Genomic DNA, 24,769 nt, shown 5'->3' with positions numbered 1-24,769 from the left:
CGAGATAACTCTAGTACATGGGCGCGGTCCGGTCATGTCCGACCCGGCCCCGAGGCGCCGTACGTCACCCGCCGCAGCACGGTCGCGGTCCCTCCCGGCCGGCGAGTCCCCGTCGACCGAGGCGCGCACCCGCCGCACGCGGCCCGCGCCAAGCCCACTCTCAGGCGACATCGGTGGATTTGTCACGATCTTTACGGGTACACAGCGTGCGTTCGGCCCATCGGTCCTGACAGCCCGTCACCGGTGTCACCCGAATGGACCCCCTGACGGGCGCCATCTCATATCTGAGATAGCCTCAACCTCATGTCAGACGACTACCTCGTACGCATCGGCAAGCTCATCCGTGACGCCCGGCAACACCGGGGCTGGACACAGACGCAGCTCGCGGAGGCGCTCGGAACCAGCCAGAGCGCCGTCAACCGCATCGAGCGCGGCAACCAGAACATCAGCCTTGAGATGATCGCCCGAATCGGTGAAGCCCTGGACAGCGAGATCGTGTCGCTGGGCTACGCGGGTCCGATGCATCTGCGCGTGGTCGGCGGTCGCCGTCTGTCCGGCGCCATCGACGTCAAGACCAGCAAGAACGCGTGCGTGGCGCTGCTGTGCGCCTCGCTGCTGAACAAGGGACGCACGGTGCTGCGCCGGGTGGCCCGGATCGAGGAGGTGTACCGCCTGCTGGAGGTGCTCAACTCCATCGGCGTGCGCACCCGCTGGATCAACGACGGCGTCGACCTCGAACTCGTCCCGCCCGCCGAGCTGGAGATGGACGCGATCGACGCGGAGGCCGCCGTCCGCACCCGCTCGATCATCATGTTCCTGGGCCCGCTGCTGCACCGCATGGACGGCTTCAAGCTGCCGTACGCCGGCGGCTGCGACCTGGGTACGCGGACCATCGAGCCGCACATGATCGCGCTGCGCCGGTTCGGCCTGGACATCGCGGCCACCGAGGGCCAGTACCACGCCCGGGTGGACCGCTCCGTCCGTCCCGACCGGCCGATCGTACTGACCGAGCGCGGCGACACCGTGACCGAGAACGCGCTGCTGGCCGCCGCCCGGCACGACGGCGTCACGGTCATCCGCAACGCCTCCTCCAACTACATGGTCCAGGACCTGTGCTTCTTCCTGGAGGCGCTGGGCGTCAAGGTGGAGGGCATCGGCACCACCACGCTCACCGTGCACGGTGTGCCGAACATCGACGTGGACGTCGACTACTCCCCCTCCGAGGACCCGGTCGAGGCGATGAGCCTGCTGGCCGCCGCCGTGGTCACCGAGTCGGAGCTGACGGTGCGCCGGGTGCCCATCGAGTTCCTGGAGATCGAGCTGGCGGTCCTGGAGGAGATGGGCCTCGACCACGACCGGTCGCCGGAGTACTCCGCGGACAACGGCCGCACCCGCCTGGTCGACCTCACGGTCCGCCCCTCCAAGTTGGAGGCGCCGATCGACAAGATCCACCCGATGCCGTTCCCCGGCCTGAACATCGACAACGTCCCGTTCTTCGCGGCCATCGCCGCGTCGGCGCAGGGTCAGACCCTCATCCACGACTGGGTGTACGACAACCGGGCGATCTACCTGACCGACCTCAACCGCCTCGGCGGACGGCTCCAGTTGCTGGACCCGCACCGGGTGCTGGTCGAGGGCCCGACCCGCTGGCGCGCCGCCGAGATGATGTGCCCGCCGGCCCTGCGCCCCGCGGTGGTCGTACTGCTGGCGATGATGGCGGCCGAGGGCACGTCGGTGCTGCGCAACGTGTACGTCATCAACCGCGGCTACGAGGACCTGGCCGAGCGCCTGAACTCGGTCGGGGCACAGATCGAGATCTTCCGGGACATCTGAGCCTCTCGGGCGGCCCGCTCCACGTGGTCGTCAACCCACCCGGTGACGGACGGAGGGGGTCACCAAGCCGGTGCGGGCGGAACTCCCCGTACGGTGACGCCACTTGGTCCGGCGCCCGGTCCGCTCGGCGGGACAGGTCGTCTTCCTGACGGACCGTGTGAGGGGCCGGGCGGCCAGGAGCACCGGATTCCGGTGGCTCCGGCCGGCTCCGGTCACCACGCGTCGATGACCGGCGAGTCGGGTTCGTGCCGTCGCCAGGCCTCGTTGAGGCGCGCGAGCCGGTCCGCGGCGGCGATGCCGCACAGGAACGCGACCTTGCCGTCGGCAACCTCGCACGCCACGGCGCCCACGACCCGGTCGCCGAGCACGGCGAGGACGGCCGGGGAGCCGTTGACCGGCGCGATGTGGAACGCGGGCGAGCCGCCGGCCAGCCGCCGCTTCGCCGGCGTGGGCTTGAAGCCGGCCCGTACGAAGACGGCGACGCGTTCGCGCGAGGTGTACCGCAGCAGCCGCCTGGCCAGGCCGGCGCCGTCCGAGACCGCCGTCACGTCGTCGGTCAGCAGCGCCACCAGCCGTTCGGTACGCCCCGACACGGCCGCGGCGAGGAACTCCTCGACGACCCGGCGCGCGGACGCGGGGTCCACCTCGCCGCCGCCGCGACGCTCGGCGGCGACCCGGCGCCGGGCCCGGTGCACATGCTGCTGGCTCGCGGACTCGGTGATGTCGAGGATCCGCGCGATCTCGGCGTGGCCGTAGGAGAAGGCCTCGCGCAGGACGTAGGCGGCCCGCTCGACCGGCGAGAGGCGCTCCATGAGGGTCAGTACGGCCAAGGACACCGCCGCGCGCTGCTCGACGGTGTCGGCGGGGCCGAGCATCGGGTCGCCGTCGAGGAGCGGCTCGGGCAGCCAGGCACCGGCCGCGCGCTCGTGGCGGGCCCGCGCCGAGCGCAGCCGGTCGAGGCAGAGATGGGTGACGACCTTGGTCAGCCATGCTTCCGGCACCTCGATTCGGTCCCGGTCCGCGGCCTGCCAGCGCAGGAACGTGTCCTGCACGGCGTCCTCGGCGTCGGCGGCCGAGCCGAGCAGACGGTAGGCGAGCGAGGCCAGCCGGGCCCGGCCGGCCTCGAACCGGTCCACGTCTGTTCTATCCATGCCAAGCAGCCTATGCGGCGGCCCGCACTCCGGCCCGCTCGGGCGCGGTGGTCAGGCGGCGCCTGCGCCGCGGCATGCCGTAGGTCGGGTGGGCGACGCTCCACCCGGCCCCCCGGAGCACACCCGCCTTGAGCCGCGCGGCGGTCCGGCCGCCCAGGTACCAGGACGTCGACCGGGCGTCCCCGTCCACCATCTGGAAGATCGCGTCCCGCCGCCCGAGGCTGATGTGGTTGCCGTAGTACTTCAGTCCCACGGTCGGGACCCCACCGCCCGTCAGGCGCGCGACGATCGCGGCCGTTGCCTGCATGGTGGTGAAGCCGGCCGAGGCGCAGGACATCGGCAGCGGCCGGCCGTTGTCGCCGAGCGCGTAGGCGCAGTCACCGGCGGCGTAGACGTCCGGGTGCGAGACCGAGCGCATGGTGCGGTCGACGACGATCTGGCCGCTGCCGGTGACCTCCAGGCCACTGGCCGCCGCGAGGGGGTGTACGGCGAACCCGGCCGCCCACACGGTCACGTCGGCCGGGAGGGAGGTACCGTCGGCGGCGATCGCCCGGTCCGGCTCGACGGCTTCGACGCCGGTGTGCTCGTGGACGGTGATGCCGAGCCGGTCGAAGGCTCGGCGCAGATGGCGGCGGGCCTTCGGGGAGAGCCAGGCGCCCGGCTCGCCGCGGGCGGCGAGCGCGACCGAGAGGTCGGGCCGGGACTCGGCGAACTCGGTGGCGGTCTCGATCCCGGTCAGTCCCTCACCGACGACCAGCACGGTGCCGCCCTCGCCCAGGCCGGCGAGGCGCTCGCGCAGACGCAGCGCCGCGGACCGGCCGGTCACGTCGAAGGCGTACTCGGCCGCGCCGGGGACGCCATGGTGGGCCACGGAGCTGCCGAGCGCGTGCAGGAGCGTGTCGTACGCGACCTCGCCGTCGCCGTCCTCGCCCGTCACGGCGACGGTCCCGCGCTCGGGGTCGACGCCGGTGACGCGCGCCAGACGCAGCCGTACCCCGGTGCCGGCGAACACGTCGGACAGCCTGCGGAACGTGAGGTCCTGGCCGATCGCGAGCTGGTGGAGCCGCATCCGCTCGACGAAGTCCGGCTCGGCGTTGACGACGGTGATCTCGGTGTCGGCGGGGGAAAGCCGGCGGGCCAGGTTTCCGGCGGCGAAGGCCCCGGCATATCCGGCGCCGAGTACGACGATGCGGTGCTTCATGGCGTTGCTCCTCACTCGTTCGCGTGCCCCTTGAACGAGACCGCGTCCCTGTTTCTGACAGGAGCCGCGTGTGACGCGGGTCACCGCCACGGGGCAGCCCTCGGCGGCGCTCCGGAGGGTGGCCGGATCGGCCGGGGCGCCGCCGTTCGGGTGAGGTGTGACGGGGGCCGCGCCGCACGGAAACCAAGGAATACCGACGCATCGGCGCTTCGGGGCGGAGGGAATGGAACGGTGCGAAGTGGCAGCCTGCTGTCGGCCTCGCCAGACTGAAACCGGTGGTTCCTGATCAGGAACCGTCCGGCCGGCCATTGGCGATCCATACGTCCTCAGGAGATGTAATGGTGAAGCAGTCCTCCGAGGTCCCCATATCCCGGCCCGACGATCCTGCCGTCACCCTGAGCGACATCAGGTCCGACAGGGTGCGGACCGAGCGGAAACTCGCGGAAACACTGGCCGAGGTCACCGGCTGCGACGACGTTCCGGCCGAAAGTAACTTCTTCAACGACCTCGGTGCGAATTCCCTGGTGATGGCCCAGTTCTGCGCGCGGTTGCGGAAAATACCGGATCTTCCCTCGCCGTCCATGCGGGACATCTACCGGCATCCCACGATTCGGAGCCTGACGGCGGCCCTCGTACAGACCGCTCCCGTCGAAACGGCCGCGCCCTCGCCAGAACCCACGCGGTCCCCCGCTCCGGTGACGCGCACGAGCCCCGCCCACCATCTGCTGTGCGGGACGGCCCAGCTGCTGATCTTCCTGGTGTATTCCCTCGTCTGGGGATTCGTCACCGCCCGGGGGTACGAGTGGATCGCCGCCGGTTCCGGATTCGTCGGCATCTATGTGCGGGCGCTGCTGTTCGGCGGCATAGGTTTCCTCGCCCTGTGCATATTTCCGGTCATCGCGAAATGGCTGCTCGTCGGCCGCTGGAAACCGGATGAGTTCCCCATCTGGGGGCCGGCGTATCTGCGCTTCTGGTTCGTGAAGGTGCTGCTGCACGCGAATCCGATGGTGTTCTTCGTCGGGACCCCGCTGTACGTGCTGTACCTGCGGGCGCTGGGCGCGCGGATCGGCAAGGGCGTCACGATCCTCTCCCGAACCGTCCCGGTCTGCACCGACCTGCTGACGGTCGGCGCCGGGACGGTGATCCGCAAGGACGCGTTCTTCCTCTGCTACCGGGCGCACGCCGGGCGGATCCAGACCGGCCGGGTCACGCTGGGCCGGGACGTGTACGTCGGCGAGAAGACCGTCCTGGACATCGACACCTCGCTGGGCGACGGCGCGCAACTGGGCCACTCCTCGGCGCTGCACAGCGGCCAGGCGGTGCCGGACGGCGAGCACTGGCACGGCTCCCCGGCGGAGCCCACCCAGGTCGACTACCTGCGGGTCCCGCCGGCCAGGTGCGGCACCGCGCGCCGGTTCTGGTTCGGTGGGGTCACGCTGGCGCAGACGGTCTTCCTGTACCTGCCGCTCACCCTCGGCGGCGTGTACATGCTGTTCACCGAGGTCCCGGCGATCGGCAAGCGACTCAATCCCGAGACGGCGGTGCTGACCCGGCCGGAGCTGATCCCGGACGCGCTCGGCGTCTCGCTGGCCCTGTTCTCCGGCTTCCTCGTCCTGGGCCTCGTCGTCCAGTACATCGTTCCCCGCCTGCTGGGTCTGTTCGTCAAACCCGACCGGGTGTATCCGCTCTACGGATTCCACTACACCCTGCACCGGACGGCGGCGCGCATGACGAACATCAAGTTCTTCCCCTGGCTCTTCGGTGACAGCTCGTACATCGTGCATTACCTGCGCGGGCTCGGCTATGACCTGTCACGGGTGGAGCAGACCGGCTCCAATTTCGGCACCGAGATGCAGCACGAGACGCCTTTCATGGTCACGGTCGGCAGCGGAACGATGGTGGCCGACGGACTCTCCGTCATCAACGCCGACTATTCCAGCACGTCCTTCCGGGTGTCCCGGGTGGAGATCGGGCCGCGCAATTTCCTGGGGAACAACATCGCCTATCCCGTGGGGGGCAGGACGGGTGAGAACTGCCTGCTCGCCACCAAGGTGATGATTCCCCTCGACGGCGAGGTACGGGAAGGCGTGGGACTGCTCGGTTCGCCGTGTTTCGAGATTCCCCGCTCGGTGGACCGGGACGCCCGGTTCGACCATCTGCGGGAAGGCGACGAACTGCACCGCCACCTCGGCGCGAAGAACCGCTACAACCTGCGCTCGATGGCCCTGATGCTGTGCATGCGCTGGTTCCTCGTCTTCGCGCTCACCCTGTTCGGACTCGTCTCCGTGGACCTGTACGGCGTGGTCGGGCACGTGGTGATCGCCCTGTATCTGGCCATGACGCTCGCGTTCTCCACCGGCTATTACATCCTCGTGGAGCGCTGCCTGCTGAGGTTCCGCGCGCTCACCCCCCAATTGTGTTCCATCTACCACCCGGTTTTCTGGTGGCACGAGCGCGTGTGGAAAATGCCGAGCCACTATCTCAACATCTTCAACGGGACTCCCTTCAAGGCCCTGGTCTGGCGACTGCTGGGCGTGCGCATCGGCCGCCGGGTGTTCGACGACGGCTGCTACATGACCGAACGCACCCTGGCCACCGTCGGCGACGAGTGCACCCTCAACGCCGGGAGCAAGATCCAGTGCCACTCCCAGGAGGACGGCACGTTCAAGTCCGACGGCACCACGCTCGGCGTCGGCTGCACGCTGGGCGTCGGCGCCCATGTGCACTACGGCGTGACCATGGGCGACGGCTCGGTGCTGGCAGCCGACTCCTTCCTCATGAAAGGCGAGGAAGTCCCCCCGAACGCTCAGTGGGGCGGCAACCCGGCCGTGGACATGCCCGGGGCCGGCAACCGGCCCGGCGGCACGGTCCGGGCCCTGGAAGCGACCGACGCCCCCGCGTCCGTCACGAGGTGAGGAAGGCCATTCGATGGATACGCGCGTGGAAGCGGTGCGAGCGGACCGGGAGTTCTGGAGCCGTGTGCTGACCGCAGGCGGCAGCACCGCCGTGCCGCGGTGGGTCCGGGAGCCGGTGCCGGGAGCGTCGGAGCAGGAGACGCCGGTCCCGGACGACGTCGTGACCTCCGTGCGCGCACTGGTGCGGCGGTCGGGACTGCCGCTGAGCGCGCTGCTGCTGGCGGCGCACGCCAAGGTGCTGGCCGCGCTGTCCGGCGAGCGCGAGGTGGTCACGGGGTACGCCGCCGGAGTGCGCGGCGAGCCGCTGCCGTGCCGGCTGACCGTGCCCCCGGGGTCCTGGCGGGCCCTGGTGTCGGCCGCCGAGCGCGCCGAGGCGGAGGTGCTGGCGCACCGGGAGTTCCCGGTGCCGGAACTGCGGCGGGAACTGGGGATCACCGAGCCGTCGTACGAGGTCGTGTTCGGCCCCATGGACGCCGAGGAGGACCACCACGACGACGGTGTGCTCCAGGTGCGCTGGTGCGACCTGGGCGGCCGGCTGAGGCTGCGCGTGCGGTACCGCACGGACGTGCTGGACGCGGAGAGCGCGGACCGTATCGGCGGCTACCACCTGAAGGCGCTGCGGCTGCTGGCGGCCGATCCGGACGCCGACCACACCCAGCAGAGCCTGCTGTCGGCCGTGGAGGTGCGGGAGCAGCTGGAAGGGCTGGCGGGGCCGCACCGGGCGCTGCCGGACGCACGCGCGCACGAACTGTTCGAGCAGCGGGTGCGGGCGCATCCGCAGGCGGTGGCCGCGGTGCACGGCGAGCGGGAGTGGACGTACGGGGAGCTGAACGCGCGGGCCAACCGGCTGGCGCGGGCGCTGCTGGCCCGCGGGGTGGGCCGGGAGGACGTGGTCGCCGTCGTCACCGAGCGGAACCTCGACTGGCTGGCGGCGACGCTGGCGGTGTTCAAGGCGGGCGGGGCGTACCTGCCGATCGAGCCGCACTTCCCGGCCGGCCGTATCGCGGCGACGCTGTCGCGGGCGGGGTGCCGGCTGGTCCTCACCGAGTCCGGCAGCACCGGGACCCTCGACGAGGCGCTGGCCACCGTACCGGGCGCCGAGAAGCTGCCGGTGGAGACGGCGTACGCGGAACCGCACGCCGACGACGACCCCGGGGTGCGGGTCGACCCCGGTCAGCTCGCCTACATCTTCTTCACCTCCGGCTCCACCGGCGAGCCGAAGGGCGCGATGTGCGAGCACGCGGGCCTGCTCAACCACCTGTACGCCAAGATCGACGACCTGGGGATCGGCGAGGGGTCCGTGGTGGCGCAGACCGCCCCGCAGTGCTTCGACATCTCCCTGTGGCAGCTGGTGTCCGCGCTGCTGGTCGGCGGGCGGACCCTGCTGATCGGCCAGGACGTGGTCGTGGACGTGGAGCGGTTCGTCGACACGCTGGTGCGGGGCCGGGTCGCCGTGACCCAGCTCGTGCCCTCCTACCTGGAGGTCGTGGTCTCGTACCTGGAACAGCGCCCGCGAGCGCTGCCGGACCTGCGGTGGGTGTCGGTGACCGGCGAGGCGCTGAAACGGGAGCTGGCGCAGCGCTGGTTCGCGCTCCAGCCGGGCATCGGGCTGCTCAACGCCTACGGGCTGACGGAGACCTCGGACGACACCAACCACGAGGTCCTGGACGGCGTTCCCGACCGCGTGCTGCTGGGGCGCGCGGTCAACAACGTGCGCGTGTACGTCGTGGACGAGCAGCTCGCGCTGGTGCCCCTGGGCGCTCCCGGGCTGATCGCGTTCTCCGGGGTCTGTGTGGGCCGGGGGTACGTCAACGATCCCGAGCGGACCCGGGAGGCCTACCGGACGGACCCCTACCGGCCCGGGGAGCGGCTGTACCTGGGCGGTGACTGGGGGCGCTGGCACCCCGGCGGCAAGCTGGAGTTCCTCGGCCGCCGGGACAGCCAGGTCAAGATCCGCGGCTTCCGGATCGAGATCGGCGAGATCGAGAACACCCTGCTGCGGGTGGACGGGGTGCGCGACGGTGCGGTGGTCGTGGTCGAGAGGGGCGGCGGGAACACGCAGCTGATCGCCTTCCACTCCGGCCGGCGTCACGAGCCGGACGTGCTGCGCGAGGCGCTCGCGGCGGCGCTGCCCGCCTATATGGTCCCGGCGGCCTTCCACTGGCGGGAGAGCCTGCCGCTGACCGCCAACGGCAAGATCGACCGCAAGGCCCTGACCGCCGAGGCCGCGCGGACGGGTGCCGAACCCGACGCGGCGGAGAGCGCGGCCCGGGACGCGCTCAGCCCGACCGAGCGGCGGCTGGCGGCGGCCTGGGCCGGACTGCTGGGCGTGCCCGAGCACCGGATCGGCCGGACGGACCACTTCTTCGACTCGGGCGGCACCTCCCTGTCGGCCGTCAAGCTCAGCATCGCGCTGGACCGCGCGGTCTCCCTGCGGGACATCACCCGGCACCCCGTGCTCGCCGACCTGGCCGCCCTCCTCGACGGCGCCGCCCAGCAGCGCCCGGAGCTGCTCCAGCCGCTGTCGGAGGCGGACAGCGCCCCGGAGTGCGCGCTGGTCTGCTTCCCGTACGCGGGCGGCAACGCGGTGAACTACCGGCCGATGGCGGCGGCGCTGGCGGGCAGCGGCCCGGCGGTCCTCGCGGTGGACCTGCCCGGCCACGACCTGGCGGCGCACCGGGAGCCGTTCGCGTCGATCGCGGACGTCGCGGCGCAGGTCGCCGACGAGATCACGGCGCGCGGCCTGACCCGGGTCATGCTGTGGGGCCACTCCTCGGGCGCCGCGGCGGCCCTGGAGACGGCGAGGACGCTCCAGGAGCGCGGTGTGCGGGTCACGCGGGTGTTCCTCGGAGCGCAGCTGCTCGGCACGGCCGAGGACCGCGCTGCCGCCGTCGCCGAGCTGACGAGCCTGAGCGACGCGGAGATCGCCGCGCGGCTGGCCGCGGACGGCGGCTACACCGAGCTCGCCGAACTGAACGCGCGGCACGCCGAGCACATCGGTGCCGCCTACCGGCACGACTGCGTGTCCGCCCACCGCTACTTCCAGGCGGTCCTGCACGCCCCGCCGCCGGTGAGGCTGGCCGCGCCGGTGTCGGTGGTGGTCGCCGCCGACGACCCGCACACGGCCGGCCACGCCGACCACCACCGGGACTGGCTGCTCCTGGCGGAGCACGTGGACCTGCACGAACTGGCCGACGGGGGCCACTACTTCCTCCGCACCCGCCCGGCCGAGGCCGCGCACGCCGTTGTGAGCGCGGCCGTCCCCCTGGCCTCCACCTGACCCGTACGTCCACGCGACGGGCGACCGAAAGGAAACCGAGATGCCGTCCTCATCCCTGGCAGCACCGCTCGACGTGGAGCTGCGGCCGGACAAACCCGCGCTGGTGCGGGTGGACCGGCCCTCCGACGTCGCGAGCTGGGCGGCCGAACACCGCGAGGCGTTGCGGGCACAGGTCACCGAGCACGGGGCGCTGCTCGTGCGCGGGCTCGGCCTGAAGGACGCGGACCAGGTCGGTGCCGTCTTCGCGCGGCTGGCCGGGACGCTCATGCCGGAGCGGGAGGCCTTCGCCCCCCGGCAGGACCACGGCCACGGCCTGTACTCCTCCACGCCCTGGCCGGCCAACCAGCCGATGTGCATGCACCACGAGCTGAGTTATCCGCTGGAGGTGCCCGGCCTGCTGCTGTTCGCGTGTCTGACCGCGCCCGAGCAGGGCGGGGCGACCGCGGTCGCCGACGCCGAGCAGGTCCTTGAGGCCCTGCCGGCCGAGCTGACCGAGCGGTTCGAGCGGGAGGGCTGGCTGCTGACCCGCAGCTACAACGAGGAGATCGGGGCGTCCCTGGCGGAGTCGTTCGGCACCGACGACCGTGCCGGGATCGAGCAGTACTGCCGGGCCAACGCCATCGACTTCCACTGGCAGCAGGACGGGTCGCTGCGCACCGAGCAGCGCCGTCGCGCCGTCGTACGGCACCCGGTCACCGGCAGGCGGTGCTGGTTCAACCAGATCGCGTTCCTCAACGAGTGGACGCTGGCCCCGGAGGTGCGCGAGTACCTGGTGGACGAGTACGGCGCCGACAGCCTGCCGTTCAACACCCGGTACGGCGACGGCAGCCCGATCGGCGAGGACGTCGTCCAGCTGCTGAACGCCACCTACGAGGAGCACACCCGGCGCGACCCCTGGCAGGCGGGTGACCTGATGCTCGTGGACAACATCGGCTCCGCGCACAGCCGGGAGGCGTTCACCGGCGACCGGCAGGTGCTGGTCGGCCTGGCCGAGCCTCGGCGCCTGGCCGATTCCCTTCCGACCAAGGAGGCGAGCCGCCGATGACCGACATGCTGTCGACCGCCACCGAACCGGACACGCCCCACGCGGGATCCGTGCCCTCCTTCGCGATCATCTCCGGCAAGCAGGTGGAGCAGGCCCTCGGCGGGCGCGAGAAGGATCTGGTGGACCTGGTGGAGGCCACCTACCGGCTGCACGGTGCCGGGGACTCGGTCAATCCGCCGTCGTACTTCCTGCGCTTCCCCGACCGTCCGACGGCCCGGATCATCGCGCTGCCCGCCTCCATCGGCGGCCCGGCGCGGGTGGACGGCCTGAAGTGGATCTCCAGCTTCCCCGACAACGTGCGGACCGGGCTGCCCCGGGCCTCCGCGGTGCTGATCCTCAACGACCACGACACCGGCTACCCGTTCGCGTGCCTGGAGAGTTCCGTCATCAGCGCCACCCGGACCGCGGCCTCCGCGGCGCTGGCGGCCGACTGGCTCAGCCGCACCCGGAGCCGCCCCCGCCGCGTCGGGTTCTTCGGCACCGGGCTGATCGCCCGGTACATCCACACGTTCCTGGCCGGCTCCGGCTGGACCTTCGACGCCGTCGGCGTGCACGACGTGTCCCCCGACAGCACCGCGGGCTTCTGCGGCTACCTGCGCCAGGCGGGCGCCACCGGTCAGGTCACCGTCCACGACAGCGCCGAGGACCTCGTCCGCTCCAGCGACCTCGTGGTCTTCGCCACCGTCGCCGGCCGGCCCCATGTCACGGCCCCCGGCTGGTTCGCCCACAACCCCCTGGTGCTGCACGTGTCGCTGCGCGACCTCGCCCCCGAGGTCCTGCTCGCCTCGGCCAACTTCGTGGACGACGTGGAGCACTGTCTGAAGGCGGACACCTCCCCGCACCTGGTCGAGCAGCGCACCGGGAACCGCGACTTCCTCAACGGGACCCTGTACGACGTGCTGCAAGGACGGGCCGCCCCGCCCCACGACCAGCCGGTGATCTTCTCGCCCTTCGGCCTGGGCGTCCTCGACCTGGCCGTCGGCAAGTACGTCTACGACCAAGTGGCCAGGGCGGGAGAACTCCGCCTCATCGACGACTTCTTCCACGATCTGCGCCGGTACGGCTGAGGCCGTTGCCCTCAGCCGTGGGACCAGGAGGCCTGCCGTGCCCGTCATCTCCGCTCCCCACGCCTTCAACGAAGGAAGTCTCTTCGTCGACCTAGAGTCGATTTTCGGACACCGCCTCTACCTCAAGTGCGAGGGCTTCAACTTCGCCGGCTCCATCAAGTTGAAGGCCGCGAAGGAGATGGTGGAGAGCGCCGAGCGGGAAGGATCCCTGACGCCCGATTCCATCCTCGTGGAGTCCTCGTCCGGAAACCTGGGCGTAGCGCTCAGCATGATCGCCGCCAGCAAGGGCTACCGGTTCCTGTGCGTCACGGACCCCCGGTGCAACCTGTCGACGAAACTGCTGATGGAAGCCCTCGGCAGCCATGTGCACGTCGTGACCGACCTGGACGCGGGCGGCGGCTTCCTGGGCACACGGCTCGAATACGTCCGCTCGCTGTGCGCGTCCGACGACCGCTACGTGTGGCTCAGCCAGTACACCAACGCGGGCAACTGGCGGGCGCACTTCCGCACGACGGCGCCGGAGATCGCCGTCCACTTCCCGCGCCTGGACGTGCTGTTCCTCGGGACGGGCACCGCCGGGACGCTGATGGGCTGCGCCCGCTACTTCCGCAAGTGGCACCGGCCGGTGCGGATCGTCGCCGTGGACAGCGTGGGCTCGGTGGCCTTCGGCGGCACGCCCGGCCGCCGGATGATCCCCGGCCTCGGCATGAGCATGCGCCCCCCGCTGCTCGACGAGGAGTACGTGGACGAGGTGGTCCGGGTGGAGGAGGCGGACACCATCCGCACCTGCCACCGCCTGGCCCGACGGGGCTTCCTGTTCGGCGGCTCCACGGGCACCGTGGTGAGCGCCGCGACGGACTGGCTGGCCCGGCACGGCACCCGTGACCTCACGGCGGTGGCGATAGCCCCCGACCTCGGCGAGCGCTACCTCGACACCATCTACCAGAGCAACTGGCTCCAGGATCTTTACGGCGAGCACCTGCTGGACTCCGCCCAGGTGTACACCGCCTGGGAGGAGAACTCCGCGTCACGCGCGCCGGGGCGCCGCCGCAGAGCGTAGGCGGGAAGGGACGGTTCAGCGGCAGCACGGCGCCGCCCTCGCCAACCCGGGGGCGGCGTCGGCCGGCACATGACCGACCGGGTTCAGCCGACCGGTTCCGGGGTGCGGGCCCGCCACGGGATGCGGAAGGCGGTCGCCGTGACGATCAGGGCGCAGGCCGCCACCGTGGCCATGCCCACGGTCAGGTTCGCCGCGCCGGCGACGAAGCCGATCAGTGCCGGACCGGCCAGCAGGCCGATGGTGCCCATCGCGGCGACCAGCGCCAGCGCGTCCGCACCACGGCCGGCCGCCGCCACGTACACGCACGGGGTGACGGCCGCCGCGCCGAGGCCGACGCAGGCGAAGCCGAGCAGCGTGGGCACCACTCCCCCGGCGAGCAGCGCGAGGGCGAGGCCCACGGCCGCCACCGCGCTGCCGGCCCGCACCACGCGTCCGTCGCCCCAGCGGGTGCGCCAGCGGTCGGCCCAGGCGCGGGCCAGCAGCATCATCACGGAGACGACCGCGATGCCGAGCGGAGCGACCGTCGCCGACGCCTTCACGACGTCCCTCAGGTAGAGCGTCGACCAGTCGTTCATCGCGCCCTCGGTGATCGTGCCGAAGGCCATGGCGCAGCCCATCAGGAGGGTCGTGCCGGAGGGCAGGCCGCGGCGGCCACGGCGCTTCGGCCCGTCCGGGGCCGAGGGGTCCGGCTCCCGGTGCGTCAGCAGGCCCGGCCGGGCGCCGCCGAGCAGGAGCAGCAACAGGGCCCCGGCCACGGCGAAGTGCGCCGGGACGGAGGCGGTCAGGGTGGTCACGCCCGAGGCCAGCAGGGCGGCGGCGAGCAGCCCGCCGCTGAAGGTGGCGTGCAGCTGGGACATGGCCGTACGCCCGTGGGCGCTCTCCAGCGCGGCGCCCTGCGCGTTCATGGCCACGTTGAGGCAGCCGACCGCGACACCGTCGGCGCACACCGCCAGCAGCGCGAGCGGGTAGTCCGGTACGGCGGACAGGGCGGCCAGGACGGCGATCAGGGCCGCGGCGGAGACGAGCGACAGCAGGCGGGAGCCGAGCCGCCGCATCAGGACGGCGACCAGCGGGAAGGAGGCCGCCGCGCCGGCCCCGCAGGCCATCAGCAGCAGGCCCACCTCGCCGGCGCCCAGGTCCAGCCGGGTCTTCAGCGCGGGCAGCCGGGACACCCAGGTGCCGTACTGGAAGCCGAGGAAGCAGAACAGCGCCGCGATCGACCACTTGGCGCGCTGGAAGGAGGGTGCGGTGGGTGCGGTCGGCGCGGTCATCGGCTCGCCTTCCGCAGGGCGGCGACCCGAGCCGACATGTACACCGCGCCGCTGCCGTAGCCGGCCGGCACGCGCGCCTCGTGGTGGGGGCGGTAGCCGTTGGCCTGCCAGAAGGGTTCCCTGCCGGCGAGCGCGACCAGCGACATGGTCGCGAAGCCGCGGGCGCGGGCGGCGTCCGTGAGGTGCCCGACCAGACGGGTGCCCAGGCCCCGGCGCCGCAGCGGTGCGCTGACGACCAGGTCGTGCAGGTGGAGGTTGGTGGCGTGGTGGGCGACCTGTTCCGGGCGGGACAGGTCGGGACAGTGGAGCCGCGGGTACGGCAGGGCGAGGACGTAGCCCGCGATCCGGCCGTCGAGGTCCAGGACGAAGCTGGTGCCCGCCGGGGCCCGGGACCGCAGGCCGGACTCGCCCTCCGTGAGCGAGGTGTCCGTGTACGCCCCGGCCTCCAGGGCGGCGACCTGGGGCCAGTCGGCCTCGGTGATGCCCCGTATGAGGCCCGTCATCTCAGTGGTGTCCTTCCTCGCGGGTGCACTCGGTCGGCAGCGGGCGGATGCCGTTGAACCCCTGGGTCATGTAGCTGCTGGCGTAGGCGCCGGCGGCGAGGATCCGGACCGGGTCGCCGGAGCGGACGGACCGGGGCACGCGCACCGGGTACCGGCCGCCGCCGTAGGCGTCGTCGCTGTCACAGGTGGGTCCGGCGACGATCGCGGGGACGTGCTCCTGCGTCTCCCGCCCCGGGAAGACCAGCGGGTGGGTGACCTGGTCCATCTCGTACAGGCCGTTGTACTTGCCCGCGCTCAGGTACAGCCAGCGGGTCCGCCCGCCGTCCGGCTGCGTCCGTTCGGTCAGCCGGACCACGTGGGCGTGGATCACGCCGTGATCGGCCACCAGATGGCGCCCCGGCTCCAGCACGAAGTCGAGCGGGGCGGCGGCCAGCGCGTTCAGGCGTTCCATGCCCTCGCGGAGCACGGTGAAGATCTTGTCCAGCGGCGGGTCGAGGGGGTTGCCGCGCCGGTCGAGATAGCCGAGCGCGGGCAGCCCGCCGCCGAGGTTCACGTGGTCGGGTACGATCCCCCGCCCGGCCAGCGCCGTCAGGGTCCCGGCGAGGGTGTCCAGGGCCTGCTGCCAGGCCTCGCCGGTCATCTGCTGCGAGCCGACGTGCACGGACAGGCCCGCCGGGACGAGGCCGGCGGCGCGGGCCGTGCTCAGGACGCGGACGGCGTCGTCCGGTGCGCACCCGAACTTGCGGTTCAGGCCCCACAGGGCGCCGTCCCCGCTGGTGGCGAGGCGGCAGAACACGCGGGCGCGGGGCGCGTGCGCGGCGACGGCGGTGACGTCCTCGACGCTGTCGGTGGCGAACGTGCGGACACCCAGGCGGTGGGCCTTGGCGATGTCCTGGTCCGACTTGATGGTGTTGCCGTAGTGGATGTGGTCCGGGTGCGCACCGGCGCGCAGGGCTTGCTCGATCTCGGCGGGTCCGGCCGCGTCGAAGCCGGCGCCGGCGGCGACCAGTGTGCGGAGGACCTCGTCGACCGGGCAGGCCTTGAGTGCGAAGCGGACGCGGACTCCGGGCAGTTCTTCGAGCAGGGTGTCGTATTGGCGCTCTATGCCGGTGAGGTCGTAGCGGAGGCGGTCCTTGGTGCTGGTGCGGGTGGGTTGTGGTTGATCGCGCCGTTCCCCGCGCCCCTTCGGGGCGCTCATGTGCGGGCCGCCTTGATCAGTACCGGCCAGCATTCGGTCAAGTGGGCGAAGTCCTCGATATCCCGTTCGGCCTGGTCGAGTAACCCTCCCCGCTCCGCCCAGAGCCGGTCCGCGAACGCCGCGTACCGGCCGCCCAGTTTGCGGTACGCCGTGTCCACCCGGTCCAGGCGCCAGATGTTCTCGGCACGGTCCAGACCCGTGCTCTCGCGGAGGAGCTCAACGATCCGGTCCTGCCGGACTCGCTGCCGCTCGTCCAGCAGGCCGGCGCCCTCGGCCGCCATCCGGCCGTACACGTCGTGGAAGTACAGCATCGACAGCAGGAACTTCACGAACCGGCGCTGGTAGGCCGGGAAGCCGGTGTCGGTGCGGCGTTCGGGGGTGTGGAAGTTCTCGATGTGGCGGTTGTGGAGGATGCCGGGCAGGCCCGCGTCGTGGACGAGGTGGAGGAGGAAGTAGTCGCTGCCGATGGTGTCGGTGGCGGGAGGGAGGGGGACGCGCTCGTACACCGCGCGGTCGAAGGCGACGTTGCACATGTCGACGCGCATGGGGTCGACCAGGGTGAGGGTGGAGTGGTCCCCGGTGAAGGCGGCGGTGCCCGCGCCGGTGAAGGACTCCTCGACCAGCGCGCTTCTGCGGTCCTCCGGCCAGTCGCCGGGCGCCCAGAGGCCGACCACGTCGTGGTAGACCGCCTCGTCCAGGCGTCGTATCTCCTCGATGTCCACGGAGAGTTCGCCGATGAAGGAGGCTCCGGCCAGGGAGACCGGGCGGTGGGCCAGTGCCGGGTCGAGGTCGGTGCGGGTGACGGCGGCCGAGGCCGCGGCGGCGGGGCGGCCGAGCCAGGGCAGCTCGTGGTGGACGGGGAACACCGGTCGGCCTGCGTGGAGTTGGTAGGTGCTGTCGGAGTCGCGGCGGTGCACCGAGTCGCAGCCGAGGGCGGCGGCCAGCAGGAAGGCGCGGTTGGTGCAGGCGCCGTAGGAGACGGCGGGCGGGAGCATGAGGCGGAGCAGGCGGTCCGGCTCGGGCAGGCCCGCCTTCCGGATGACCCGGCGCAGGAAGTCCCGCTGGGCCGCCTCGTCGTAGTGGTGGACGCTCACGCCCTGGTGTGCGGGCAGGGCGGCGACCGTGCGGGTGTGCTCGGTCCGGGTGCGGTCGTCGGCGGAGTCCAGGATCAGCAGCTGGACGTCGGCGCCGAAGTGCCGGGCGGCGTGGGCGGCTTCGGCGTGCAGGGCGGTGATGGTGGCGGAGCAGGCCCGGTTGGTGGGCAGGGTGAGGCAGACGCGGTTCACCGGGCACCTTCCGCGGCGGCCCAGGAGTCGAGGCCGAGCAGCTTGCGCCCCAGGCCGTTCAGTGCGGCGGGGCCGTAGCGGAGGGCTTCGGGCGCGCGGGCGTCGCCGAGCAGGGTGGCGTTCCAGTCGGGGGTGGCGAGGGTGCGCCAGGACTCCGTGCGGGAGTCGCGCAGGGCCGTGTGCTCCTCCAGCGCGGGCATCATCGACAGGTACTGGACGGCTCGGACAGCGTGGTCGGAGAGGTTGGGCGCCACGCCGTGGGCGAGCAGTCCGTTGAAGATCAGCAGGTCGCCGGCCTGGAGGTCGGGGCGGACCACCGGGAACTCGGCGCGGTCGGTGTTCGGGCGGACCGGGTCGCGGCCGGCCGGCTGGGCGACGCGCCATTCCTCGAAGCGTCGGAAGAGTTCGGGCGCGCACTGGAAGCCGCCGAGTTCGGGGCGGGTGTCGGTGAGGGCGATGATGCCCTGCACGCGCTGCGGCAGGACGGCGAGGGTGGTGTCGACGTCCCAGTGCAGCTCGATGTCGAAGCCCTCGTCGGGGGTCTCGATCAGGGAGCGGGAACGGGTGCGGACGTTGGGCGGGTTGAGGTTGAGGCGGTCCAGGGTGACCCACAGTTCCGGGCTGTCCCAGACGTCCACGAAGGCGTCGTAGACGCGCTGGTTCTGCCGGCTGTCCCAGATGAGCTGGTGGTGGTAGGCCTCGACGAAGCCGTAGATGTAGAGATGGCGGTCGAGCTCGGAGCGGAACTCCGGCTCCTCGTACCAGGTGTCGGGGCGGTCGGGGTCGAGTCCCTGGAACTGCCAGGCGAAGTCCAGGAGTTCCTTGGCCTCGCCGGGCGTGATGGCCTCGCGCACGACGACGTAACCGTACGTCTGCCAGAAGGCGAAGTCCTCCTCGGAGAGCACGCGCAGCGACTGGGTCTTCTTCAGCTCGCGCAGCGGGGTCGGGGCGAGGTAGGTCTCGCCGTCCGCGCTGAAGTAGGGGCGGCCCGTCGCCGCGCGGTGCAGGAAGGGGTGGGGCGTCTGCATGCGATTCCTCTGGAACTGGAGCACGAAGTGGTGCGGTGGAGATCCGGGAAAAGAGCACGATCGAGTGGGCCGCCCGCTGCGGCGGGCGGCCGGTGAGCCCGTGGGTCAGCCCGCGACGACGGCTTCGGCCGCCGCGACACCGCAGACCCGGGCGGCGCCGTAGGTGGCGATGTGCAGGGCGCCGCGCGGCGGGGCCTGGGGCAGGCCCATCTCGACCACGACGGTGTCGGGCCGGGCGGCGAGCAGGGTGTCGAGCGCGGAGCGCATCCAGTCGTGCCGGTGTTCGTCGCGGACCACGGCGACGATCCGGCGGCCCTCGGCCGCGGCGAGGACGGCGGCACCGGCGCCGTCCCCGGTGAAGGAGCCGGAGGCGCTGCCGGGCAGCCGCCGCTCCAGTTCGCCGGCGACGCCCCAGGGGGTCTGGTCGCCGACGGCGATGTTCGGCGCGGGGTTGAACTGGGCGACGTACACCGGTGCGGTGACCGGTGCGGCGGCGCCCGTGCGGGTCACGCTCAGCGCGCGGCGGGCCGCGACCAGGCCGATCCGCGGGTCGGCCGGGGTCTTCTCCGCGTCGCCGCGGGCCGCGACGGTCCAGGCGGCCAGGTCGCGGACCCGGGCCGCCGCGTCGGCGAGCCGTTCCTCGGGCAGTTCACCGGAGCGTACGGCGGCCACGAGCGCGTCCCGGAGCTTCAGCACGGTGCCCTCGTCGCACAGTCCGCCGCCCACGCAGATGGCGTCGGCGCCGGCGGCGATGGCGAGGACCACGCCGTGCTCCAGGCCGTAGGTGCCGGCGATCGCCCGCATCTCCATGCCGTCGGTGACGATGAGGCCCTGGTAGCCGAGTTCGCCGCGCAGCAGGTCGGTGAGGACGCGCCGGGACAGGGTGCCGGGGCGGTCGGGGTCCAGGGCGGGGACGAGGATGTGGGCGCTCATGATCGCCCGGGTGCCGGCGGCGATGGCGGCGCGGAACGGGGGCAGTTCCCGCGCGTACAGGGTGTCGGCGTCGACGTCGATGCGGGGTACGGCGTGGTGGGAGTCGACGTTGGTGTCGCCGTGGCCGGGGAAGTGTTTGGTGCAGGCGGCGACGCCGGTGGACTGGAGGCCCTCGACCCAGGCCGCGGTGTGCCGGGCCACCAGGTCGGGGCTCGCGCCGAAGGAGCGGACACCGATGACGGGGTTGTCGGGGTTGGCGTTGACGTCGGCGGAGGGCGCCCAGTCGAAGGTGACGCCGCAGGCGGCCAGGCGCCGGCCGAGTTCGCGGGAGACGGCCCGGGTGAGGTCGGGGTCGTCGACGGCGCCGAGGGCGTGGTTGCCGGGGAAGGAGGAGCCGGTGCGCACGTCGAGGCGGGTGACGTCGCCGCTCTCCTCGTCGATGGCGACCAGCAGGTCGTCGCGTTCGGCTCGCAACTGCCCGGTGAGGGCGGTGACCTGCTCCTCGCTGACGACGTTGCGGCCGAACAGGGCGACGGAGGCGAGGCCCTCGCCGATGCGGCGGCGCACCCAGTCGGGCGCGGTGGTGCCGTCGAACCCCGGTTGCAGCACCGCGAGGGCGTCCCGGGTCAGGGCGTCGCCCCCGGCGGAGCCGCCGCCGGACGCGGTGGTGGCGATGGTGGTCATCGGGGGCGTCATCCCTTCACGGCGCCGTCGGTCAGACCGCTGACAGCCTTGCGTTGCAGGAAGATGAAGAGGATCAGGATGGGCAGCGCGAACAGGGACGAGGCGGCCATGGTGGCGCCCCAGTCGTCGCCGAAGGCGGTCTGGAACTGGGACAGCCACAGCGGCAGGGTCTGCTTCTCGATGTCCTTGTTGAGGATCAGGACGAGCGGGAACTCGTTCCAGGCGGTGACGAAGCCGAACAGCGAGGTCGCCATCAGACCGGGTGCGAGCAGCGGGAAGATCACCTTGACGAAGGCCTGGGTGCGGGTGCAGCCGTCGACCATCGCCGACTCCTCCAGCTCCTTGGGCACGGCGGCGACATAGCCGCGCAGCGTGAGGAGGGTCAGCGGCAGCACCATCATCGTGTAGAAGACGGTGAGCGGGACCAGACTGTTGAGCATGTCGTTGTCCCGGACGATCAGGTAGATGGCGATGATCATGACCTCCCAGGGGGCCATCTGCGCCAGCATGAACGTCACGATGAGGCCGCGCCGGCCCTTGAACCGCATCCGTGCGAGGGCGAAGGCGGCGAGCAGGGCGATGACGAGCGAGAAGACGACCGACAGGACCGTGACGGTGACGGAGTTGACGACCAGGGTCCAGAAGTGGTCGGCGTCGACGGCCTTCTTGAAGTGTTCGAGGGTGGCGTCGGTCGGGAACCACACCGGGTCCTCGGAGATGATGTCGCCGGTCGGCTTGAAGGCCGTGGCGAACATCCAGTACACGGGGAACACGAAGCCGACGAAGAGGACGACGGCGGTCGCGTTGGGCCAGAAGCGGCCGAGAAGCGAGCGCTTCACAGCTCGTCCTCCTCTTGCTTGAGCACCATGCGCAGGTAGTACGAGGTGATGACGAGCAGGACCAGGATGGTCAGGAAGGAGATGGCGGCGCCGACTCCGAAGTGCTGGTTGCCGACGCCTTCGACGTAGGCGTAGATCGGCAGGGTCTCGGTGAGGTGGTCGGGGCCGCCCTCGTTCATCGCGAAGATCTGCGGGAACGCCTTGAAGATCCAGATGACTTCGAGGAAGGTCGTGGCGTACAGGAAGGGCCGCAGGAAGGGCAGGGTCACCGAGGTGAAGCTCTTCCACGCTCCGGCGCCGTCCAGGGAGGCCGCCTCGTACAGCTCCCGGGGGATCGTGGTGGTCGCGGCGTAGAGGTTGATCGCCACGAAGGGTATGGACTGCCAGACGAGGAGCAGGGTGATCACGGCGAAGGTGGAGAACTGGGTCTGGAGCCAGTTGTGGTCGGCCATGGAGTGCCAGCCGAGCTTGTCCAGCACCCAGTTGACGACACCGAAGCGCTGGGCGAACAGCCACTGGTAGACGGTGGTGGCCGCGATGACCGGCATGGCCCAGGCGAGGACGAGACCGATCATCAGCAGCAGCCGCATCTTCGCGCCGAGGCGGGCCAGCAGCAGGCCGACCAGGGTGCCGAGCACCATGATCAGTACGACGTTGACGGCGGTGAAGAAGACGGAGCGCTCGACGACGCGCCAGAAGTCGCCGCCGCTCAGCACCTCCTGGTAGTTGTCGACGCCGTTCCACTCCGTGAGGTGCTGGATGAGCTGGCGCGGGTTGAGGTTCTGGAACGACAGCACGCCGTTCTTGACCAGGGGCCAGCCGAGCAGCACCGCGGTGGCCAGCAGCGCGGGCAGCAGGAGCAGGTAGGGGGCGGCGGCTCCGCGCCGGGACGGGGCGCCGGTGGTGCGGCTGTCACCGCGCGGCGGGGCCGGCACCCGGGCCTTGCGGACAGCGGGCTCCCCGGCCGTGTCCGTGCCTTCGGTCTGCACTGACATGAGTTGCCATCTCTTCCGTGGCCGTACGGACGACACTGGTGAGCCGGGGGCGCGAGCGCGGCGCCCCCGGCGCGGTCATCAGTTCTGCTGGGCCAGGCGCTTGTTGATCTCGCCCTCGACCTGCTTGGCGGCGTCCGCCGGGGACTTGCCGTTCAGCACGGCCGTCATGTACGACTTGATCGGGTTCGGGTTGTTCTCCACCGCGCCCCACTCGGGGATCAGCGGGGTGGTGCCACCGACGGCGGCACCGGGGGCGGCGGCCTCGGCGACGGCGTTGCCCTTGAGGTTGGTCTCCAGGGACTGCTTGTTCGGGATGACGCCGTTGAGCTTGGCCAGTTCGCCCTCGTACTGGTCGGACAGGGCGATCTTCAGGAACTCCTTGGCCAGGGCCTGCTTCTTGCTGCCCTCGGCGACGGCGAGGTTGGAGCCGCCGAGGAAGACACCCTCGGGCTTGTCCGCGCTCTCACCGGGGATGGTGAAGTAGCCGAGGTCCTTCTCGATGGCCTTGTTGGCGGTGACGGCCGTACCGGCCTCCCAGCCCATGCCGATGAAGGCGCCCGTCTTGCCCTTGGCGAAGACCTCGGCCTGCTGCGGGGTGGCCTCGTCCTTGTCCTTGGGGGCCTTGGAGTAGGAGGCGTACTTCTTGTAGATCTCCATGGCCTTGGCGACCTTCGGGTCACCGAGGTTGGAGACGTACTTGCCGCCGTCCTTCTTCACCAGGTCGGCACCCTGGCCGATGGTCAGGCCGTCGAAGAAGTACCAGTTCTGGCCGGGCAGGTAGATCGGCTCGGCGTCGGTCTTCTTGCCGATGGTCTCCAGGTCCTTGAAGAACTCGTCCCGGGTCTTCGGGGTGTCCTTGATGCCGGCCTTCGCCCAGATCTTCTTGTTGTAGATGACGACGCGGTTCGCGAAGTACCAGGGGGCGGCGTACTGCTTGCCGTCGTAGACGGAGGACTGCGAGACCGACGGCGTCCAGTCGGCGCCGATCTCCTTCTTCAGGTCGCTCAGGTCGGCGAGACCGCCGGTGGCCGCGTAGGCCGGGGTCTGGGTGTTGCCGACCTCCAGCACGTCCGGCGGGGTGGACTCGGAGAGCGCGGTGGTGATCTTCTGCTGGATCCCGTCCCACTTCTGCGTCTCGAACTTCAGCTTGGCGCCGGTCTTCTTCTCGAACGCGGCCGTGACGTCCTTGACCCACTGGTCCGGCGTGGAGCCGTCCATCGCCCAGACCGTCAGGGTCTGGCCCTTGAAGCTGTCCGGTCCCGCGTTCTTGCCGCTGTCGTCGCCGTCGTCCCCGCCGCACGCCGACACGGAGACCATCATGCCCGCGATCACGATCGCGGCCGCAAGCTTGCGCTTCACGCCACCCTCCTCAGGGATGCCACTAACCCCCCACGCCCTCGGCGGTGACCTGCGTACGACGCTGTTGCACGTAGGGCTCGGGACCTGGCCACTAATGGTGTAGACCAGTACGGTGGAGCTTGGCCTAGACCTTTTGGAGTGTCAAGGGCGGTTCGGAAAGCCGGTCCGGGCCGTTACGAGAAAGTCACCGGAGCGCGTCCGTCCGCATTCCGGCCCTTTCGCCCGGACCGTTCAGTTGGACTAGACCATAGGGCAGTTGGTCGCTATAACGGGAGCCCATCGACACAGCCGGGAAGGCAGGCATGACCACCGACGTCAGCAGCGCCCAGCCGCACAGGGGAGCGTCCGGCCGCACCGCGCGCGTGCCGAAGTACTACCGGATCAAGCAGCAGCTGCTCTCCATGGCCGAGGCGCTGCAACCCGGTTCGGCCATGCCCGCGGAACGTCTGCTCGCCGTCCGGTTCGACACCTCGCGGACCACCGTCCGGCAGGCGCTCCAGGAACTCGTGGGCGAGGGCCGGCTCGACCGGATCCAGGGCAAGGGCACCTTCGTCGCCCAGCCCAAGCTGTACCGCACACTGCAACTCACGTCCCACACCGAGGACATGAGGGCCCAGGGCCTCACGCCCGCCTCGCAGACGCTCGACATCGGGGAAGTGCCGGCGGACGAGAAGCTGGCGGGCCTGCTGGACATCGGGATCGGCGAGAAGGTGCTGCGCATCGAGCGGCTGCGGCTGGCCAGCGGCGACCCGATGGCGATCGAGACGACCCATCTGTCCGTACGCCGCTTCCCCGGACTGCGCCGGTCCCTCGCCACTTACCCGTCGCTCTACACGGCGCTCGCCGAGGTGTACGGCGTCCATCTCACCGAGGCCGACGAGACCATCGAGACCTCGCTGTCGACCCCGCGCGAGGCACAGCTGCTCGGCACCGACGTCGGGCTGCCGATGCTGCTGCTGTCCCGGCACTCGCGGGACGCGGCGGGCACCCCGGTGGAGTGGGTGCGCTCGGTGTACCGGGGTTCCCGCTACAAGTTCGTCGCCGCCCTGCGCCGGCCGGGCGCCCCGGTGGTCCGGCGCAGGACGGCTCCGCCGGACCCGGACGGGACCGGCCGCGCCTGA

General features: G+C 71.4%; 18 protein-coding genes. 7 read left to right on the top strand and 11 right to left on the bottom strand.

Annotated elements, in window-relative coordinates:
- Nucleotides 1–303 precede the first annotated feature (303 nt).
- Complete coding sequence (locus IE294_RS01115; protein WP_014675621.1) at nt 304–1,833, top strand: helix-turn-helix domain-containing protein; 1,530 nt, start codon at nt 304–306, stop codon at nt 1,831–1,833.
- A gap of 212 nt (nt 1,834–2,045) precedes the next feature.
- Here IE294_RS01115 and IE294_RS01110 read toward each other — a convergent pair whose 3' ends face one another.
- Together IE294_RS01110 and IE294_RS01105 are read right to left on the bottom strand one after the other, a co-directional pair.
- Nucleotides 2,046–2,984: a sigma-70 family RNA polymerase sigma factor gene (locus IE294_RS01110; RefSeq protein WP_189881312.1), complete on the bottom strand. Its 939-nt coding sequence runs from the start codon at nt 2,982–2,984 to the stop codon at nt 2,046–2,048.
- Nucleotides 2,985–2,994: 10 nt separating this feature from the next.
- Nucleotides 2,995–4,185: an NAD(P)/FAD-dependent oxidoreductase gene (locus tag IE294_RS01105; RefSeq protein WP_189881311.1), complete on the bottom strand. Its 1,191-nt coding sequence runs from the start codon at nt 4,183–4,185 to the stop codon at nt 2,995–2,997.
- Between the two features lie 338 nt (nt 4,186–4,523).
- Here IE294_RS01105 and IE294_RS01100 point away from each other — a divergent pair, with 338 nt between their 5' ends.
- Genes IE294_RS01100 through sbnA form a run of 5 tightly spaced genes read left to right on the top strand, consistent with a single transcriptional unit; the run spans nt 4,524 to nt 13,552 of the window.
- Nucleotides 4,524–7,100, top strand: a complete 2,577-nt coding sequence (locus IE294_RS01100) for a Pls/PosA family non-ribosomal peptide synthetase (protein WP_189881310.1) — start codon at nt 4,524–4,526, stop codon at nt 7,098–7,100.
- 13 nt (nt 7,101–7,113) lie between these two features.
- Nucleotides 7,114–10,380 (top strand): non-ribosomal peptide synthetase, encoded by a 3,267-nt coding sequence (locus tag IE294_RS01095; protein ID WP_189881309.1) that lies wholly within the window; start codon nt 7,114–7,116, stop codon nt 10,378–10,380.
- 40 nt (nt 10,381–10,420) lie between these two features.
- On the top strand, nt 10,421–11,425 hold the full coding sequence (locus IE294_RS01090) for a TauD/TfdA family dioxygenase (RefSeq protein WP_189881308.1): 1,005 nt from the start codon (nt 10,421–10,423) through the stop codon (nt 11,423–11,425).
- Nucleotides 11,422–12,492: a 2,3-diaminopropionate biosynthesis protein SbnB gene (gene sbnB, locus IE294_RS01085; RefSeq protein ID WP_189881307.1), complete on the top strand. Its 1,071-nt coding sequence runs from the start codon at nt 11,422–11,424 to the stop codon at nt 12,490–12,492. Before IE294_RS01090 ends, sbnB begins: the two co-directional genes overlap by 4 nt.
- A 37-nt stretch (nt 12,493–12,529) precedes the next feature.
- Nucleotides 12,530–13,552, top strand: coding sequence for a 2,3-diaminopropionate biosynthesis protein SbnA (sbnA, locus tag IE294_RS01080; protein WP_189881306.1), 1,023 nt, complete (start codon nt 12,530–12,532; stop codon nt 13,550–13,552).
- Nucleotides 13,553–13,635: 83 nt separating this feature from the next.
- On the opposite strand, the gene IE294_RS01075 is transcribed toward sbnA, so the two are convergent.
- The 9 genes from IE294_RS01075 to IE294_RS01035 all read right to left on the bottom strand — a co-directional run bounded on the left by IE294_RS01075 (nt 13,636) and on the right by IE294_RS01035 (nt 23,648).
- The gene (locus IE294_RS01075) at nt 13,636–14,823 is read right to left on the bottom strand and encodes an MFS transporter (RefSeq protein WP_189881305.1); all 1,188 of its coding nucleotides are present in this window, start codon (nt 14,821–14,823) and stop codon (nt 13,636–13,638) included.
- Nucleotides 14,820–15,326, bottom strand: a complete 507-nt coding sequence (locus IE294_RS01070; protein ID WP_189881304.1) for a GNAT family N-acetyltransferase — start codon at nt 15,324–15,326, stop codon at nt 14,820–14,822. Before IE294_RS01070 ends, IE294_RS01075 begins: the two co-directional genes overlap by 4 nt.
- 1 nt (nt 15,327) lies before the next feature.
- Nucleotides 15,328–16,524, bottom strand: a complete 1,197-nt coding sequence (locus IE294_RS01065; RefSeq protein WP_189881303.1) for a type III PLP-dependent enzyme domain-containing protein — start codon at nt 16,522–16,524, stop codon at nt 15,328–15,330.
- Complete coding sequence (locus IE294_RS01060) at nt 16,521–17,810, bottom strand: DUF6271 family protein (protein WP_189881302.1); 1,290 nt, start codon at nt 17,808–17,810, stop codon at nt 16,521–16,523. The genes IE294_RS01065 and IE294_RS01060 overlap by 4 nt, the downstream gene beginning before the upstream one ends.
- Nucleotides 17,807–18,838, bottom strand: coding sequence for a phytanoyl-CoA dioxygenase family protein (locus tag IE294_RS01055; protein ID WP_189881301.1), 1,032 nt, complete (start codon nt 18,836–18,838; stop codon nt 17,807–17,809). The genes IE294_RS01060 and IE294_RS01055 overlap by 4 nt, the downstream gene beginning before the upstream one ends.
- 105 nt (nt 18,839–18,943) lie before the next feature.
- Nucleotides 18,944–20,455 carry a glycoside hydrolase family 3 protein gene (locus IE294_RS01050; RefSeq protein WP_189881300.1) on the bottom strand — a complete coding sequence of 504 codons (1,512 nt, stop codon included), beginning with the start codon at nt 20,453–20,455 and terminating at the stop codon, nt 18,944–18,946.
- 8 nt (nt 20,456–20,463) lie between these two features.
- Nucleotides 20,464–21,294 (bottom strand): carbohydrate ABC transporter permease, encoded by an 831-nt coding sequence (locus IE294_RS01045; RefSeq protein ID WP_189881299.1) that lies wholly within the window; start codon nt 21,292–21,294, stop codon nt 20,464–20,466.
- Nucleotides 21,291–22,289, bottom strand: a complete 999-nt coding sequence (locus IE294_RS01040) for a carbohydrate ABC transporter permease (protein WP_189881298.1) — start codon at nt 22,287–22,289, stop codon at nt 21,291–21,293. The genes IE294_RS01045 and IE294_RS01040 overlap by 4 nt, the downstream gene beginning before the upstream one ends.
- Before the next feature lie 78 nt (nt 22,290–22,367).
- Nucleotides 22,368–23,648, bottom strand: coding sequence for an extracellular solute-binding protein (locus IE294_RS01035; protein ID WP_189881297.1), 1,281 nt, complete (start codon nt 23,646–23,648; stop codon nt 22,368–22,370).
- Between the two features lie 302 nt (nt 23,649–23,950).
- Between IE294_RS01035 and IE294_RS01030 the strand changes: the two genes are divergently transcribed.
- Complete coding sequence (locus IE294_RS01030) at nt 23,951–24,769, top strand: GntR family transcriptional regulator (protein ID WP_189881296.1); 819 nt, start codon at nt 23,951–23,953, stop codon at nt 24,767–24,769.

Source organism: Streptomyces canarius, assembly GCF_014650735.1.
In the GTDB taxonomy this organism is placed as follows: Bacteria; Actinomycetota; Actinomycetes; order Streptomycetales; family Streptomycetaceae; genus Streptomyces; species Streptomyces olivaceoviridis.
This window is presented reverse-complemented; position numbering and strand designations above follow the sequence as displayed.